The 16397-nt window shown below is 58.5% G+C and carries 13 protein-coding genes; 4 read left to right on the top strand and 9 right to left on the bottom strand.

Annotated elements, in window-relative coordinates; genetic code table 11:
• Window positions 1-301: 301 nt before the first annotated feature.
• The 6 genes from CGZ66_RS24785 to CGZ66_RS24810 form a co-directional block, all read right to left on the bottom strand.
• The gene (locus tag CGZ66_RS24785) at window positions 302-682 is read right to left on the bottom strand and encodes a hypothetical protein (RefSeq protein WP_095088977.1); all 381 of its coding nucleotides are present in this window, start codon (window positions 680-682) and stop codon (window positions 302-304) included.
• A 35-nt stretch (window positions 683-717) separates the two neighbouring features.
• Window positions 718-1401, bottom strand: coding sequence for a hypothetical protein (locus tag CGZ66_RS24790; RefSeq protein WP_143748836.1), 684 nt, complete (start codon window positions 1399-1401; stop codon window positions 718-720).
• A gap of 46 nt (window positions 1402-1447) precedes the next feature.
• Window positions 1448-1828 (bottom strand): hypothetical protein, encoded by a 381-nt coding sequence (locus CGZ66_RS24795; RefSeq protein WP_143748837.1) that lies wholly within the window; start codon window positions 1826-1828, stop codon window positions 1448-1450.
• A 362-nt stretch (window positions 1829-2190) separates the two neighbouring features.
• Window positions 2191-4161: a pYEATS domain-containing protein gene (locus CGZ66_RS24800; RefSeq protein ID WP_143748838.1), complete on the bottom strand. Its 1971-nt coding sequence runs from the start codon at window positions 4159-4161 to the stop codon at window positions 2191-2193.
• Window positions 4127-5236: a caspase family protein gene (locus tag CGZ66_RS24805; RefSeq protein WP_095088985.1), complete on the bottom strand. Its 1110-nt coding sequence runs from the start codon at window positions 5234-5236 to the stop codon at window positions 4127-4129. Before CGZ66_RS24805 ends, CGZ66_RS24800 begins: the two co-directional genes overlap by 35 nt.
• A 12-nt stretch (window positions 5237-5248) precedes the next feature.
• Entirely contained in the window at window positions 5249-6775 is a 1527-nt protein-coding gene (locus CGZ66_RS24810) for a hypothetical protein (protein WP_143748839.1), read from the bottom strand.
• Between the two features lie 624 nt (window positions 6776-7399).
• Here CGZ66_RS24810 and CGZ66_RS39315 point away from each other — a divergent pair.
• On the top strand, window positions 7400-7987 hold the full coding sequence (locus CGZ66_RS39315) for a hypothetical protein (RefSeq protein WP_143748840.1): 588 nt from the start codon (window positions 7400-7402) through the stop codon (window positions 7985-7987).
• Between the two features lie 256 nt (window positions 7988-8243).
• On the opposite strand, the gene CGZ66_RS41760 is transcribed toward CGZ66_RS39315, so the two are convergent.
• Entirely contained in the window at window positions 8244-8402 is a 159-nt protein-coding gene (locus tag CGZ66_RS41760; protein WP_425352317.1) for a helix-turn-helix domain-containing protein, read from the bottom strand.
• A 105-nt stretch (window positions 8403-8507) separates the two neighbouring features.
• On the opposite strand from CGZ66_RS41760, the gene CGZ66_RS24825 reads away from it, so the two are divergent.
• Window positions 8508-9262, top strand: a protein-coding gene (locus CGZ66_RS24825) for an IS5 family transposase (protein WP_095081339.1) whose coding sequence is annotated in 2 segments (ribosomal slippage) — window positions 8508-8841 and window positions 8841-9262 — 756 coding nt in all. Because the reading frame shifts where the segments join, the coding sequence is not laid out codon by codon here.
• Between the two features lie 41 nt (window positions 9263-9303).
• On the opposite strand, the gene CGZ66_RS39320 is transcribed toward CGZ66_RS24825, so the two are convergent.
• The gene (locus tag CGZ66_RS39320) at window positions 9304-9567 is read right to left on the bottom strand and encodes a hypothetical protein (RefSeq protein ID WP_143748841.1); all 264 of its coding nucleotides are present in this window, start codon (window positions 9565-9567) and stop codon (window positions 9304-9306) included.
• A 77-nt stretch (window positions 9568-9644) separates the two neighbouring features.
• On the opposite strand from CGZ66_RS39320, the gene CGZ66_RS39325 reads away from it, so the two are divergent.
• Window positions 9645-10151, top strand: coding sequence for a hypothetical protein (locus CGZ66_RS39325; RefSeq protein WP_143748842.1), 507 nt, complete (start codon window positions 9645-9647; stop codon window positions 10149-10151).
• A gap of 104 nt (window positions 10152-10255) precedes the next feature.
• Window positions 10256-10591, top strand: coding sequence for a hypothetical protein (locus CGZ66_RS24830; RefSeq protein ID WP_143748843.1), 336 nt, complete (start codon window positions 10256-10258; stop codon window positions 10589-10591).
• A 460-nt stretch (window positions 10592-11051) separates the two neighbouring features.
• Here CGZ66_RS24830 and CGZ66_RS24835 read toward each other — a convergent pair whose 3' ends face one another.
• Complete coding sequence (locus CGZ66_RS24835) at window positions 11052-16397, bottom strand: hypothetical protein (protein WP_095088995.1); 5346 nt, start codon at window positions 16395-16397, stop codon at window positions 11052-11054.

Genomic DNA, 16397 nt, shown 5'->3' on the forward strand with positions numbered 1-16397 from the left:
CGTTCTTGCCCGACGGATTGCCTATGCTTCTTGACCTTGCCTCTTTGACGTTTGACGCAACTGAAACTGCACATGACGAGGGTGGTGGCCTCAAAGGTCCAGCCGAATTCTGACTTCCCATCTCCGCCTGCTTCCTGGGCGAACTCCCAGAGCGGTCTTGAAACTTGCTGAAGCGGACGTCGTATTTGTGTCCGACTCCGGGAAAATTGACCATTGTCATGGCCCTTCCAAACCGAGCGCACAATTTGAATTGTGGATCACTACGAGACGCGGCTGGCAAAAAGTCAGCAAGAAATCCAGGTCAGAATTGCAAACCCAGCGTCATGCCAAGCTTCCTGTTCCTGCTGAACAGAACTTTGTCGATACCGTCATCGTAGGTGAGCGCCAAGGTCGTTTTCGACCCTGGGCGGATCGTTGCTTTACCCCCTTTGCAGGATTGTGAATGCTCATCATTCGCGCCAAGGTTATAGTCGACCTCTGCGTGAAAATTGCTGATCGGATCTGAGCGAGATATGCTCCAGAGATATTGATAGCTGGCCTGCAGTCCAATGCGACCGCAAAGCCAGTCCGGAACTGAGGTGTTATTTTCAAAAAGAATCGCGTTCGCCTGGATCGTTGTGCCGACAAGACCATATGTCGTCTTCGACGCGAAGTTGGTAAGTCCGGCATCGTCGACGCGCACCAAATCCACTTCTGGAATAATTCGCCAATATGGACTTAGCACCGCATCGAACTCGATATTCCTGCCTCCCAGATACAGAGAGTGAACGAACGGCTCGGCAACGGCTGTGACGCCATAAATACTCCCCCGGCCGCGGAAATCGGTCTGATAGTATGGTGTGATGCCGAGATTGTAGGCATCGAGCGCCCTATGCCCTGGAACGCGAAAAAGGCATCGAGCCCCACTTGTGCGGCTGAGCGCTCAGTTGAAGGCTTAGACGGATAGGCGATTTTTCCGGAGACATACGCAAATGGCCCAATACCGTAGTAGGCCAGCGCCCCGGAGCCGTCACCGCGAAACAGATAGCTGGAATAGCCCTGGACCTGAAGCGTGTTCGTCCCGGCGAGATAATCATCCGCCCACGAAATGGTCGCCCCTCCACCTAAGAAAGTGGCGCTATAGGGGTTCAGCATTGTCGAGAAATCTATGATACTTTTTCGGAGAAAGAAATTCTGTGCAGTGTTCGCGCCGCCCTTGGGTGACGACGGTGATTTCGCTTGCGTCGATCTCGCGTTGTCCGCAGGCTTTGCTTGCGTTTGCGCATTGGAGCCGGCTCCGGCCGACTCCAGCTCTGCAATCTTGGCCTTAAGTTGGGCGATTTCCTCCGATTGCCGCTGCTCCAACTCCGTTGCGCTGGCAATGCCAGGCCCAGCAATCGCGGCACCGAGACTGACGTACAACAAGTGCCTTCGACAAAACCCCATTGTCCCCTCCCCCAATCAATCGCTACTGCATGTGTTCTGATATGACGTCAGCCACCGGCCCCATGGTACGAAGGCCCGCCAGATCATTTCTGCGAAGCTTAAGTCCGGCCGCCTTGAACGCCGGCCAGTTGTTGAGATCCTTGTAGCGGGTATCGATACCCGCCGGCCCGGTGACTACCTGAGAAATCGGCATGTCATCGGTAATTGGGTGGCCTTCGCGATCAAAAAATGCTGTGAGTTCGTCTAATATTCTCTTGTGACTCAGGCGCCCGAGCAGAAGCATCGCTTCCGTATTTATTTTCAATGCCTTGGTATGCGCTCTTAAAGCACTGGCGTGGTCTTTCAGCGCTTCGGTTGGCAGATCTATATCCGAGCTATTCTTCCCGCCTGACTTTACCATCACAAGCTGCCCTCCCAATTCCCCTGGATTTAACAATGCCCTAGAAGAGATTGACTAGCAACATTACATACCATCAAAAAGAGCAATGCGTGCTTTCAGAAACTCGTTTGATTGAATAAGTCGTGAGGCCGCCGCCTGGGAACCTATTCTGCGCGGATGCCGTACACTGATGCCTCCGCTTTTTCACAAGACTGAGCATGCCTTGTTCCATCTATCCACGCGCTTCTTGTGCTGACCTACGGAAACAGGCCTTGCGAAACGTGGATTCTACGTGCGACGCCCTCAGCCCGCATTCGCGGTCCAGCGATCCGTGAAATTCTCGGAAAACAAGTTCACGCCGCGCAGGCGGCGCGCACGCCTGGCTTCTATCGATTGCGGATGACGCTCGGGGCCTTGGGAGTCGTGCTTAGATCCAACTCCAGTTCAGTCAGTCTCGAGGGCAACCAGACACCCACCGTGAATCCTCCATACGCCACGAACTTCAGTTGCGCGACCTTGCCGTCGAATGGCACGATCAGGTGGTCCGGATCAAACGTGTCATGAAGGAAGAACTCTGCGACTTCGCCGTTGGCCGGTCTGTCGCTGAATACCTTGAGCAGAACCTGAACCCAGGCCTTATTTTGCTTGACCGGTCCAAAAGTCGCGGTGAGCCGTGCCCCGTTCGCGCTCGCTTTGCCACCAAAGCGCGCTCGCAAAGGGTCGTCGGGGTAGGAAACCGGCCGATTGAGTGCAGGTGCACTCGACCGACCTGCGATCGGCCCGGCGATTTCCTCGATCGGCTGTCCCGTCTGAACAGCGTTGAGCGCCTTGTCGACGTCCGCCAGCGCCTGTCCGGCAGCTGAGCGAAGCGTGCGGGCGGAAACCTGCATGGTGTCGGCGACCTGTCTCGAAAGATCCCTGGGACTAGTGTTCTGGCTCGCAACCTGTATGGCGGTATTGGCGAGCGAACTGCTTTCCGCTGGTAGAAAGGCCAACAGATCCTGCCACCGTTCCGACCCCGAGCCACCCATCTTGATCAGCGCCGATGTGGAGACGACCAACCGGTCGAGGGTCTCGACGAGGCCGCCGCTGCTCACCGGTTGCGTCGTGGCTCCGGCCTTGGCTGCAGCGGGCCGCCAGACAAGCCATGGAGGAGCATTGACTGCACCTTGCTCGACGCCGCGAAAGCTGAAGCTTTCCGGGATTGCGCGAGGATTGCTGAAGCTCCCGTTGATCGCCCAACGCCAGCTGGCCTGCAGCACAGGTGGCGATTCCAGGACAGGCAGTTTCTCGCGGCTCCTCAGGTCCTCAGCGCACCGGCGACGCATAACGAGGAAGTCGACCGGCCATCCCTTGCGCGCGCGCCGGATGACCAGCCGCTGCGCACGCCGCAGCCAGTCAGCCTGGAAGATCCTCCGCTCGGTCCGTTTCGTGGGGTATGCCTGATCGAGTGTTGGCGACATATCGCGTTCCAGCCGACTGAGGATGACGCCGGCGGCATAGAGCTTCAGCAACGGGTCGCAGTCGGCACGTTCGATCGATTGCATCAGATCTTTGCCGAGCGATGTGCGATTGTTGGCAAGATCGCTCAATAGGATAGAAGCGGTCCTCGTTACCTCGCGGTGCGCGGCAATTGGCTGTCCTGCGGGGATGCTGACCATGGTCGCGAGACCCGGGTCGATCCCCACATAGGTGCGTGTTTCGAGCGTCTCTCCGGCACTGACCAGGACGTGCCCCTCGCCCTGCCTGAGAAAGAGGATCGTCTTTCGACCTGCGATGGCGGGCACGCTCTGGCTGAGCATCTCGCCGGTCATGCCGCGATATTGCAGCCGGTACACGCCCGGAGCGACATGATAAACACCTGCTATCGGATCGTCGCTCGTGTGATCGCGAGCTTCACGCACCGCGCCCACATCGGACCGCATGGCCGTTCCCAGCTTGTCCGCGGCGAACAGGCGAATGCCCAATTCGGGCGAGCGGCCTGCAGGTGGAACGTCAAGAAGAATGACTACGTCGGCACCACGCCGGATTTCGGAAGGGCGCGACAGATCGGTCAGTGCTGCGGTGGTCTCGGCAGCCAGCTCCGAGGAGGTCGCTGCCGGCGGCGGCGGCGCCTCCACATGACGTTCTCGACCCGCATTTACCCGGACAACGTCCTTCTGTATTACCTCCGCCGTTTTCCAGTTGATGATGTAGAGTCCCGGTGCCAGGTCAAGCCGCAGCAGAACGGTGCCTTTGCCCCTGAGCCCGAAGTTCTGGTCGAGGATGCGGATTTCCGACCCCGGATGTCCCTTGACAATCAGCGTTCCAAGTTCTGACGCATCAGAGGTCGACACGGCGGTCTCCATCATCACCATGCAGGAACCCCTTCTCTACTGAACCGTCCGCGGTTTCGAGCGAGTAGAGCCGCCCGACTTCTAGAGCAATTCGCCGATCAACGGGACCTGCAGGGAAGGTCGAGAGCACGATACCGTTGGCATCCTTGAGGAACACTTGGGTCCCGGCCGGAAGGCCGCCGAGATTGATGACTACATCTTCGCTGCCAAGCTGGATGGGTGGTCCGTTTGCCAGGATAAGAGCCCTTAGACCTGGGTCTCCCGTAAACAGCGGGCGCTGCTTGCGCGGATGCACAACGGCTTCAATACGATTGGCCACGTAGTCTTCGAGCGCATAGGCCGTCAGCGTATTGTTCGCGTCACGGACCCGTCGCAACCCCTCGATCAGGATCTTGGAGAACGCCCCGCGGGTCGGATTTGGGTCGGGCGTCTCCCAAGCCACGCTGTTGCGGTCGGCTGCGAAGCCCGCACCCCACCTTACATCGTCTGGAGAGGGTGCGCGATTGAAGTTCAAGGATTGCACGACCGCATTCGACCGGACGAGGTTCAGTCTGCAACAGTCAAGGAACATGAAGACCTCGGAAAAGCCCTGGGCGAGCATTGCGATTCTCAGGTCATTGGCCGGAACGAGACCACGGATCCTATTCACCTGACCCTGGTAGTCATTCGCTAGAAAGCACGTCTGCGGCTCAAGATCGGTCTGCGTCTTGCCCTGCACGCCGTGTCCGGCAAAGAAGATGAAGAGTCTGCTCTCGCTCTGCTGGTTCTGTCGCTCCGCGAAAGCCCGCTTGGCCGCCTCTTCGGCGGTTTCGGTAATCTCGTCGACCGTCGGCCCACGAGTTGGATCCGGCACAACGTCGGCTCCGTTCCACCACGCGGTGGGAGCAGCAAGGAACTCGCTAAGGCGTGACCCAGGTTGCGCCGCGGCTGGCGGATAAGTCCACACATGCAGCTTGTCCGGCGGCACATTGCCGCCGTCCGGGTGCAGCACCCATTCTGCGAAGTCGGCGGCATCGCTCACCGCGCCAAACAGCGGTTGCTGGTCTGCGCCATGCGGATACTGGTTGATGCCAATGACGAGAGCGAAGTTGCTCAATGGAAGCCCGCCCTATGAAAAGAAGCTTGCAATGCTGGCCAGGGTTTCGTGCTCGTCATCGAAACCCCCGTGCATATCGGCCTGCGTCCGCATTCCCACTGCGGCATCCGCTTCAGTCTTTGAATAGACAATTGCATCGGCCGCTGGGGAAAAGAAATCCATGACCGTTTTCGCGGCCGATACCTGATCTTTTTCTATCAACCAGGGCGTATTCCCGCTGAGGAAACGCTGCATGCCAACCAGGGGGGCGTCGGGGAATGGCGTGGCGCCAACTTCCTCGAACAGACCCGACACGAGGTAGAGGAGGGAAGACGGATAGATGTATCCCTTGTCATGACCAAGGACCGCATCAGCGCGCTCCAGGGAATCGGACAAGGCGTAGATGCGCCGACGCGCAACAGCGTCGCCCCCATTGCGGATAGCTTCGGCGAAAAGATCCATGCGGGCTGCTGGTCCCAACAGAACAAGATCAAGCCGGAGCTCTAGTCGCAGCGCAGCGATGACTTTGATCATCTCGGCCGCCCAGATCGATCCGGCGCTGTGGGCAGTTACCACCAGCCGACAGCCAGCCGGAATCACGTCAAGCAGTTGGCGACCAAGGTGGCCGTCCTTGAAGTGATCCGCTGCATCCTTTTTCATCATCCCCCACACAGCTGCACCAACGAGGTCGCCGTAGAGTTCGCGCGCCAATTCCTCGACGATCGTTGCGTAAAAGCCATGATCGCGTTGCGCACGCATGCGCCGCACGATGCGCAGAATGATGCTGGCTGCGTGCCTGAGCACGGCGATCGTGACCGAGACTACCCCCCGCCCGCCCGGTCCATTGACTCGCTCGCCCAACTCGCCACGTATTTCGGCGGACAGACGCGCCAGCATTTCCCCAGCTGCGCGCTCGTCGTCAGGCGTGCCGACAAGGCCACCCCTTCCAGCCACCGGCACGATGGCACTGGTCAATTGCACAACTGCATCGGCGAACTGATTGTCCTGCTCGAGCTCAGCCTGAAACTCCTGGGCCAGATCGTACTCGGACTGCGTCGGCGATAGAGAAGCACGTCCCTGGCCAGCGGCGTCGGGCGGGAAGAGATCACCGATGTCGGCGAACGGATCGCCCTTGGGCCGCCGGGCAAGACGTGCATCGATCTCCGCCCGGGTAAGACGCACCGACGCGCCAGCGCCTCGCCCCGCCTCGACCGGCAGGATGATCTTACGAGCCGCAAATTCGATCAGTTTCCTCAGCAGGGCCTTGTAAAGACGATCATTCTCGAACAGGTCGATCCAGTTCGTCGCGACAGTTTCGAGCGCGCCGGTGCGCCATACAACGAAAACCTGCTGCCATTCCTGGCCAAGCCCAAAGCCGTCCGGGGTGGCACCACCAAGCCTTGACGCTGTCGCCATCCCGTTCGCCTCGTTGACAAGGCCGCCATGCAAATGCAGCAACAGCTTTGGTTCTGGCTGCTGGAGCGCCGCTTCCAGAATGGCAAGGTGCGCGGTGTCCTCCGCGTCGAGCCGGCCGTCGCGCGTCCGAAGTACAATGGCCAAGGACTTCCCCCTTACATGCCGGTCCTCAACGAGGATCGCCTCAGCAACACGGCACGAAACTTGCCGTAACTATACTGATACGACTTGTACCGAAAAGAGTCACGTTACTGGAAATGTGAAATCCTTCTGAATGACCTTGACGAGACATAGAGGCCGCTGGGAGTGGCTGGATCGTTGTCGGGTGCCTCGGCCGCCGAGCTCCGAAGAACGCGCTCTTGACACCGAAAGGTGTTGCAGGCTTTACGAGGGCACGCCCTTCCCACTCGAACACGATGTCGGTCTGAGCTTCCTTCGCCGCTGCTGGACCATGCTCGCCCTTGGATCCGCCGCCGGGCGGGTTATCGAGCGAACCCAACGCATTGCTAACTTATAAATCTTCAGTATAACTTTGCACTCGGGACTGGAACAGTATTTCTGGTTGCCGGGCAATGGGTGCGTCGCGAATTGCGCTGATTGCTGCGCGCCCGGCGCCCAGGAGCAAGAGATCCGAGCATCATGCTGTGATCCTTGGAGCTGACGATGACTCTGGCAAGAGTTAGCGTTGCATCTGGTTACCGGTTGAGCTCGCTTCGCGTATGGGAAGATCGTCCACTGAGGTGAACCACCTTCGATTTGGAGGGCACTATGACGCTTAATATTACTTTTGTTAAACTGGGAACGAATTCTGAAAACGCGATCTTTGGTGACCTGACGCTTCTAGATGGCACGACGGTTATACAGACATCGTCCGCTTTTTCCGGTGGCGGCTCATATAATCCATTGGACGACGGCAATTACCGGTTGCGACTCGACATTCGCGGCGAGGAAGATACCAACGAGGTCAATGAGGATGGAACTCTAAAACCGTTCTATGGTATTCAGAAAGTCAGTGACCACATTCCAAGTGATCAGGGCCCCTTGGACGGGCAGTACGAGTGGGGTTCGATTCGCGCCCGCCTGAATCCAACAGGTGGAAACACTGATCATGGCGACTATATTCATGGAAAGAAGAGGACGAAAGATTGGACACACGGGTGTATTTGTGACCGATCTGAAGTCATTTTGAATTATTTGTGGAACTTGGCATCACCTCCGATTGGTGCTGACGTCGTCGTTTCTGGTGGGGCAAATTTCGATTTGGAGACTTTGGTGAAGAAGAATATCGCGAAAAAAGTTGTTTCCACTAGATCCCGTCGCTATTCGAAAGGGATAACCTCGAAGTCACCGTGGTAGTGGCGCGGTTCTCTGGCCGACGGAATCGTAAGCTATAGACGCGCCTCAGCCCAAGGGAGGAGAGGAGGTCGCCGCCGCTACCAGATTGCGCCTGCTTTTGCGTCGACGTCCAATTGCCACCTGCAGTACCCGCTTTGACCTCGCAACCCGACGACCTCCCTAGCCCGCGGAAACAGCCTAGCTGTCCGAGAGCCTCTGGCACCATAGCGGCGCTGATCTGATCGCATCCGTCAAATCTGCATAGGCTTACGTCTGGTTAGTGCGCGAGCCTATCCTTCCTGGGATGATGCGGCATGGTGCTAATGGCCGACAAGCCTATAGCCTTTGGCAGCTCGCCTATAGCGCGCTCGCCATACGCGAACCCGAACCGTTCTTCGATGACGCGCCGAAGGTCGATGCGTCCCCAGCGGGCCATCCCGTCGACGGCAAGGTCTGGGCCGGCTTTCACGATGTCGACTAGGCTCAGGACCTATTAATTTGGATTGAGATGTGATTCACGGTTTCCGAGAAGGAGGCCGTGATGGGTTATTTGTTTCTGCTGAGCGAGCGCCAGATGGCGCGGATATCGCCGCATTTTCCGCTGTCGCATGGCGTTCCACGGGTCGATGACCGACGGGTGGTGAGCGGGATCGTCTACGTGATCAGGAACGGCCTGCAGTGGAAGGATGCGCCAACGGGCTATGGCCCGCCCAAGACGCTTTACAACCGCTTCATCCGTTGGAGCAGGATGGGCGTGTTCGACCGTATCTTCGCCGGCCTTGCCGGCGAAGGGCCGAAGCCCGAGCGCATCATGATCGACGCCACGCATCTGAAGGCCCACCGCACCGCGGCGAGCCTGCTCAAAAAGGGGATGTTCCCCGTCGTATCGGGCGAACAAAAGGTGGGCTGAACTCGAAGCTCCACACCGTTTGCGACGGTGAAGGACGGCCGATCATCCTGCTCCTGTCGGAAGGCCAAATGAGCGACCACAAGGGCGCCCGTCTCGTCCTTGACGCCTTGCCACCAGCCTCTCATCTGATCGCCGATCGCGGCTACGACAGTGCCTGGTTCCGCGAGCAACTCGCAGCCAGGGGCATTGAGCCGTGCATCCCCTCGAGCCGAAGCCGCAAAGTCCCATACGCCCACGACACAGCGCTCTACCGCCACCGCCACAAGGTCGAGAACCTGTTCGCCAAACTCAAGGACTGGCGCCGCATCGCAACCCGCTACGACCGATGCGCCCATACCTTCTTCTCGGCCATCTGCATCGCTGCCGCCGTCATCTTTTGGCTCTGATCAATGAGTCCTGACCCTAGTTCCGCCTACTGCGCGACTGACTAGTGGAAGTCAATACCCAGGGCGTCCTTCGGCAAGAACCGAAAGAGGCTGCCCATCTCATGGGCTCGCCATCCCAACAGGCAATAGATAAGTGGCTTGCGATTTTCCACCGACAACTCCAAACGGCAGTGCGAAGGGTGACTAAGCACGAAGGCCGTTTGCCTCGACATGCTTGCATCTGACGATGCGAGGTTATTGGCGAATAAAACTGCTTGCAGCGCGGCATCGTCCACTGCGTCTATTTTGAGAAACGGCTTGCTCACTTCGGCTTTCTGAGTGTATCATAGGAGGGTTTACCAGACTTTCTCCGAAAAGATTCTTAGCCTTCTTGGAGGTGTAAATGTCACGTGGAAAACTCAAGCAATTCAACGTAAAGCCCTCGGTCTCGCCCGTAAAGAATGAAGACAACTGGAAGGTTGAGGTAACACTGATAAATGAAGATGGCACTCCGCGAACGTACGAGGGAGTCACCGATTCTCCTGCCGTTCTACTTGTTCTCGCAACGGCGCTATATAAACCCCAATACGTGTTTACAATAGAGTTATCGGATGATAGGCCGAGCAGAATTTTAGAGGTCAACCTTGATGACAGACGAAGTTATTGCTCCGATGGGGTAATTGCGAATTGTCCGGCGGATACACCAGTCAATGCCGTTACCCCAACCGCGACGGTGGACGACAAAGGCCCACTGTGGTCATTTTACTTCTCCGTTGGGACCAAATGCGTCGAATGTAGCGGACACAGTTTGGATGTTTATGCCATTATTGCAAAAGCTTGGCGGAGTGACAAAAAAGTTCGACTGCAAATCAGTGATGGTTTTATTGTGGGGGCGAAAGAGGAACCCTAGAGCGATTAGAATACTAGACTTTGCTCTTGAGGTCTGAGCGGAATGAGTTGCCCTGTTCAGCCTAGAGCTTTAAGATCAACCCGCTAGGGTAGAGGTATACCGAGATGGACGTTCTGTTCACGGAGTTGGTGTTTCACAATAAGTCCGGCGCGGACGTAACTGTCTGGCTTGAGTCACCTGCCGGAAGTGGCAATCTTCTAGTAAATGGTGAACGAGTTGCTGGCGATAAAGATCGCACATTTAAGTTTGAGGCGCACAATGTTAGCACAGCGCAGATACGTGCTGACTCTACATTTGGTGGGGCTAAAGATAAGCAGAATGTTGAGGCGACATGCTCCCCTTATCCTGGATTTCTTGAAAGTATCACAGCCGAATATTTTCCTGGAAACATTTGGGGTGGGTTCCGGGCTCGCTTCCTCGATCCATCGAAAGGAGGCTGACCTCGCTCCTGCGTGGAAGCGTAGTGTGAAGCCATAGGGAGGTCGGCACAATCAGTCGGTCCCTAACGAACTGTTCCGTTGGTGACCTAAGCACTTTCCATAGCGTGTATCGCGGATGCTTGGCACTTGCATGGGCCGGCCGCAGGACGCGACGCGGGACCGACTGTCCCCATGTGCGGTGGTCCGCATGTTGTATTCATTGTGGAAGCCGATCGGCCGAGGTCACACGCGATCCTGATTCTCGATCGGCGATGGTTTTCTGCCTTGCTGCCTGAAAATGCATGAGGAAAGCGAGACGGACAGGAGCGCATATCCCCGACCGCAGTTGAACGAGACGATTAAGGTCGTGGGCGCGACATCGAGCGCCAACGTCAAGCCTCGTCGGAAAGCCTAGGCAGCCAGGGACCGAATGGATCGACCGAAGACCATCTAGTGTCTTGAGGACGCCTGGGGTTTCAACTTAGGTCGACAGAAATGGAACTCGCGCCAAGAATCGTGGCCCGGATTCCCGCAACGTCTCTTTTTTCAGGAGATCCATCAATGCGATCGGCTCCGAGGGGTAACTGGCGGGAAGACGCTCTTCGATTTCCTCGACCATTGCGATAAATTGGCCTGGCCCAAGATCCTCGATCTGAGCCTTCGGTATGGTCGCGGACAAGTTCCACTGTGATAGGCCGTCCGAGACACCACGATCGCCAAACGGCCAGGCTTCGGCCACTGCAAGTCCATGTTGCGTTCGCCCTAGGCCCTCCGTCTCGCGCTCGTGGAAGATGGTCATTCTCATCAAAGGACGTTGCAGTCGCTGCCAGGTTTCCGTGAATTCCGCACCGTTCTTCGGATCCTCCAGCAACGCCTTCGCATCATCATGGAGCGGCTTCACGCCAATGCTAGCCTGGCCGCTAACGAGCGCACTGACTGTGAGGTCGCCGGTCTGCACGGCGCCTGAGATCGTCAAGAGGCGGCGAGGCAGCAGTTGCGTCCAGACGCGCACCGGTGTCGAGACCTTCATGCTGTCGTTGATCGCGTTGGACTGGTATCGAACGAGTCCCAATCGAATGAAAGGATCCGTCGCATAGGACGGGGTTATGTCAACGTCGACGAACCATTCCTCGGCATCGATGTCGAAATATGGTTCGAACGTGAGGAGGGCCACCTCAAGTGGCGGCGCTGGCTGGCTTGGAGTGGCGGACGTGTCCGTGGGAATAGGCATCATGACACTGCCGATGTATTGTGGATCGTGCGGCCAGGGCGCGTCGTCCTGCTTGTCACCCAGGCAGTCAAATGCGGTGGGCGGCATGAACCAGCCCTTTTGCGGGGACGCGTCGCCGCGAATGGGGTCGCCGCCCCAGCGCGAGATGTATTGACCTCCATCGCCCAGGTCTCCGTCCTGAAAGTCGCCCAGGGTCATCGGGCGATGCCCGGGGACAGAAATCACGTTGTTCTCGATGTCAGGGCGTGAGACGTCGCGGATGAACGGCGGCCACAGTACGATGCCAATCCGCTCGCCTTCACCGGAAGAAAACATGCCCCTTTCAAATCTCAAGCGCACGGAGCAGCGCCGCTCGAGATGCTGGGTCACATGTTTTCCATCCTGCAGCGCGAAACGCTTGGTTCTGAAAACAAGAGTCGGGGTCTTGGCTGCGGGCGGGGCAGGCGGTTGCGTAGCCCGGCTCCAGACTGCGGTAGGGTACTGCCACGATCTTTGCTGATCCACCGGCATCAATGGCTGGCGACGCGTCAGCACGTGCTCCACGCGATCGTCGGAGAACATCGCAGCTGTCTCGAAGCTATGCGCAAAACGCGAAATGCCCAAGACCTCTATCTGCAGCTTGCGGGCCCTCGTGTCCGATATTTGACTTGGGCGCGAGACGCTGATCAGTCGCGTATGGGACTTCACTTGCGCAGGATCGCCAAGCTCCGGATGACCCTGACTTGCGATGCGAAACTCCACCCTTTTGCCCGAGAGCGCTGCCGCATGCAGCAGGCCAAGGTCGAGCCGGGTCAACCGGCCCTCCTGCGGTTGAAGAAATACCGGCTGGCTGTCGGTGTTCTCGGCCGCGCGCGAGGCCGGCAGGCCCTCAATTCGCAGCAACGTCACTTTTTGCGGGAGAAGAGTCGTCTTGCCATCTGGGTCAACGTCGAATCCGAATATCGTGCTCTTGCGAATGTATTCGGCGCCCGTCCCACCCCTGGGCTTTTGCGGCCAGCGTCCGGAACGCTTTGCCAGAACACCGCGCCCACGTGCGGGATCGTCGATGGGCTCGCCGTTAGGACTGACTGCACTAGCGACCACCTCAATGGTGTCGATCTGGTCGAGATCGACGAGAATCTCGCCGGAGAGCATCAGGTTCGCCGAGCCCGCCTCATCCTTTGGAGGCGCCACTGCCCCGGGAGCGGACTTTGCAGCGTAGAAGACGAGACCTGGGGTACCCGGACGCCAGCTCTCCAGATTTCGCAGCGTTGCCGGAACCAGTGGCGCATTCACTGCGTGAGCGACGCGCAAGGTGGCTACGCCCGCTATCTCCGTCAGCGGCCAGTTGTTTTTTGCTCCGTTGAGAAGGGTCTCGGCGATTGTCTGGATCGTCGCCTGGTCGGGGACGGGATAGCCACCGAGGCCCACATAAGGAGAGGGACGCGCCCCATCCAGTGCCGCATTGATCTTGCCGACCGCACCGTCTGCGCAGGCCTCGCTCAGCGCTTGCTTCACGACTGCGCTGCCGCTGGCGCAGCAATGTTGAACTGCGATATTTTCCGGCAAGGCAAACCATTCGGCAAAACTGGTTTTGGTTGGCAGGCATGTGACTTCGAGATCAAATTGCTCGCCTGGCGCGAGCTGCACGTCGACGCGGTTGACACGCACACCAGTGCCGAAATGTCCGTTTTCGTCGATGCGCCAGTTGCCGGGCATGATCTTGAGGATGTCCGCCGCTGCCTTCGGAGGCGGATCCCGCGGTTTATCTCCGCGCCTTACAACGTTTACCAGCAGTGGCAAGGCGTTGGGATATTTGACCCCGGTCGGATAGAGATCGACGCTCACATCGCCGGCAAGATAGACGTCGGCGCCGACAATACGCAGGCGTAGCGACATCGTCTGAGCTGCAGGATCAGGCAGATAGGCCTTGCCATTCGAACGTTTGGCGGGCGTTTTCAGCGGTCGGAAATATGCGCCGCCCGTGGCCTTGGGAGAAGGGTGGTTGCCTGTGCTCACCTCGCGCCGGTAAATAAGCTGATCGGCATTGAAGCCTGTGTTCGGCCGGATAAGAGCGTTGGGAAATTTTCGCCCTTCGGCGTCAAACTCCACATCGAGAAGTCCGCCCGCCAGGATCTCCTTTGCGTGCTTGGGGTCATCGAAGACCCGGTGTCGCGAGCAAAACTCCATCCCAGCCATCGGCGCCACAAAAATCCGCATTGTTTCTTGGGGGATGGCGCGCTTCGCGACGTCGACATAGGGCGGGCCAGCGGGTTTCGACGTCGGCGCAGGTGCGCGCGCTGGGTTGGAAGGGGTCTGGGTGCGCACTATCGCCCTCGCCGGAGATTCAAATCCCATCGCGCCGTTTCTGTTTTCCACCTGATGCCTGGGTAGCAACAGGATCGGCGCGCTGATGCTCTCCTGGCGCCTGTAGCGACGCAGTCTGATCCGGCTTGTCTCGCTCTGATCCTTCTTTGGTGGCGCCGCCGGTGGCAGCAGCCACGTCAAATCCTGCGCTTCGTGGCATTCAACAGACTCCTGCACCGTGGGAGATCCGCCGCCGAGAAAGGCGGAGCGCAGCGAAAAGACATAGCCAATGCCAAAGCGCAGCGGCAACAGCCTCAGATCGGGGGCAAGCGATCCGGTTGGAAGGCCATATTCCCGTTGGAAATGCAGAATGGATTCGGAGCTGGCATTGTTGTCGCTGCGACAGGCCAGCGCCGCCAGTGACGCGCCGCCCCACGAGACGAAACCCTCCTCGACCAGCGCCTCGACATTGCGCAGGCCTTTGCTTGCACCGGGATCGCCTATGATCGGCAGCGAACGTGAAACCAGTTGGAAGGAAGCCTCGTCGATAAGTGTGTGTCCATCGCTCCCACGCGGCCGCGGATAGCTCCTGGTTGCCGCCGCCAGCCAGGTTTCGACGCGGGCGCTCAGGCCATGGAAGCGAACAAGGCGCGTCATGAGGCTTCGCCATCTCAGCCCCGTCACCTTTCCTGATCCGTCGAAGACGCCAACGCCGACATCGAGGCGGCGCCCGACCGTCAGTTCCTCCGCGTAGAGCAGGACCGGACTGGGGGCCCTTCTCTGCTGCACCTGATAATCCGAAACGGCCAGATCGCGCGCGGCGCGTGCGGCGCGATTGGCGTCAAGCAAGGTCCAGCCGAACGAATGTAGCATGGCGCCCTTGTCGAGAGCATCGGGGGCATCCGAAACGGCGCCGCGCACATCGAGCGAGGTCAAATCATATCCATCACCGAGATGAAAGACGCCGTGCTTCTGTTCGGGCGGAGGATTGCTGCCAGGCGCATCGAAACGCGGTGCGGGCCAGAACCTGGCACAGGCATCATCCGCAACTTCGGCGTAGAGTGCTGCCGTCCAGATTTCGGCATCTCCGCCAGAGGTGGCCGCAAGCCAGAGTGCGCCGCCCGACGCCTTGATCAACCCGGCATCAATGGCAAACTCGACATCAAAGGCGAAGCCAAAAAGCCTTGCTAGAAGTGGGTCGCCCTGCAGGGCATAGTAGACCGCAAGGAGCTGGTCCGTCGCACCACCAGTCTCGGCCAGACGCACCGCGGCAGGGTCGGCCCTCAGAGCTGATACATATTTGTCGTAGCTCAGCGACCATTGTGTCCAGCTGCCGTAGACGTGCCCTGCACGAGGCTGGGTGTCTTGCGGGCCGCCCCCCAGCACACTGGACGCAGGCGCAACCGGCATTGCTGTTCGCCTTGGCGGTGGTGCGGATACAGGAGAGCCCGTCAGGGCGCCCTTGACGGCCTTGAATATTACCCAGTTCGTGTTGCGCTCAGGCTGTGTGGCATCGACGGCTGCCTTGAAGCGCGCAAGGTAGGCCTCGGTTCTCAGTTTTGCGCTCAGTTTTTTCGTGTCGTCTCGTTTGGTGTCAGATTCCGGCAGCAGCGACAGCTCAAAGCTCTCCTTGCTCTGTACGCTCCTCTGATCCAGGTTGACCTGATCCGAGGTTTCCCCTGGCTCGAGCTGGTCTCCAGGCAGGTAGGGACCGATGCACAACTTGCTCACGACACGCTGGGCTCGGGCGCTTTCCGTCTCAAGCGCATAGTGGCCCTGTTGATTCGACACGATGTCGCGGACTTGAAGTTTAGTGGCCGGGTCATGCTTTTCCGCGAGAATGGCTCCATGCTCATTCATCTGGCCGGTACCATTGCTTGTATCGCCGACATAGCCGCCGTGGAGGTCGGCACCGATCTTGTTTCCCGATGCACTTGCCTTGATGTCGGCTATCAGTTCATTCCAAGGTTCGCTCGGTCCGCTTTTGCCAATGGCATCGCGCCAAAGGTCCGTGACCGCGCCTATGCCGCTGGCGCCGTCAAAGGCCGGAAACCGAACGTCGTCGATCTTTTTGGCGGCAGCCATGGTTGGCGTACCCGCAGTGCAATAGTAGAAGTTGACCGAGCGCTCCTTCAGCACTTTGACGATGTCGGAGGGCCAGTTCGCCAGATTGACAGGTCCACCAGCGTCCTCCTCCTTGGGAGTGACGATCAAGACCGCCTTCAGCCTGAATGTCTTTCCGTCGCCCACGGGGGTTGCGCCATTGGCGATCAGCCGCAAGTTGAGCGAAACCTTTGGTTCAATCGCCAT

Source organism: Mesorhizobium sophorae (assembly GCF_002270415.1).
In the GTDB taxonomy this organism is placed as follows: domain Bacteria; phylum Pseudomonadota; class Alphaproteobacteria; order Rhizobiales; family Rhizobiaceae; genus Mesorhizobium; species Mesorhizobium sophorae.

What these genes read in the sequence shown, in the direction of transcription:
- CGZ66_RS24800 (WP_143748838.1), bottom strand. Translation starts at nt 4,161, where the DNA reads ATGGTGATGATGGAGACCGCCGTGTCGACCTCTGATGCGTCAGAACTT.
- CGZ66_RS39315 (WP_143748840.1), top strand. Translation starts at nt 7,400, where the DNA reads ATGACGCTTAATATTACTTTTGTTAAACTGGGAACGAATTCTGAAAAC.
- CGZ66_RS41760 (WP_425352317.1), bottom strand. Translation starts at nt 8,402, where the DNA reads ATGGCCCGCTGGGGACGCATCGACCTTCGGCGCGTCATCGAAGAACGG.
- CGZ66_RS39325 (WP_143748842.1), top strand. Translation starts at nt 9,645, where the DNA reads ATGTCACGTGGAAAACTCAAGCAATTCAACGTAAAGCCCTCGGTCTCG.
- CGZ66_RS24830 (WP_143748843.1), top strand. Translation starts at nt 10,256, where the DNA reads ATGGACGTTCTGTTCACGGAGTTGGTGTTTCACAATAAGTCCGGCGCG.
- CGZ66_RS24835 (WP_095088995.1), bottom strand. Translation starts at nt 16,397, where the DNA reads ATGGCGATTGAACCAAAGGTTTCGCTCAACTTGCGGCTGATCGCCAAT.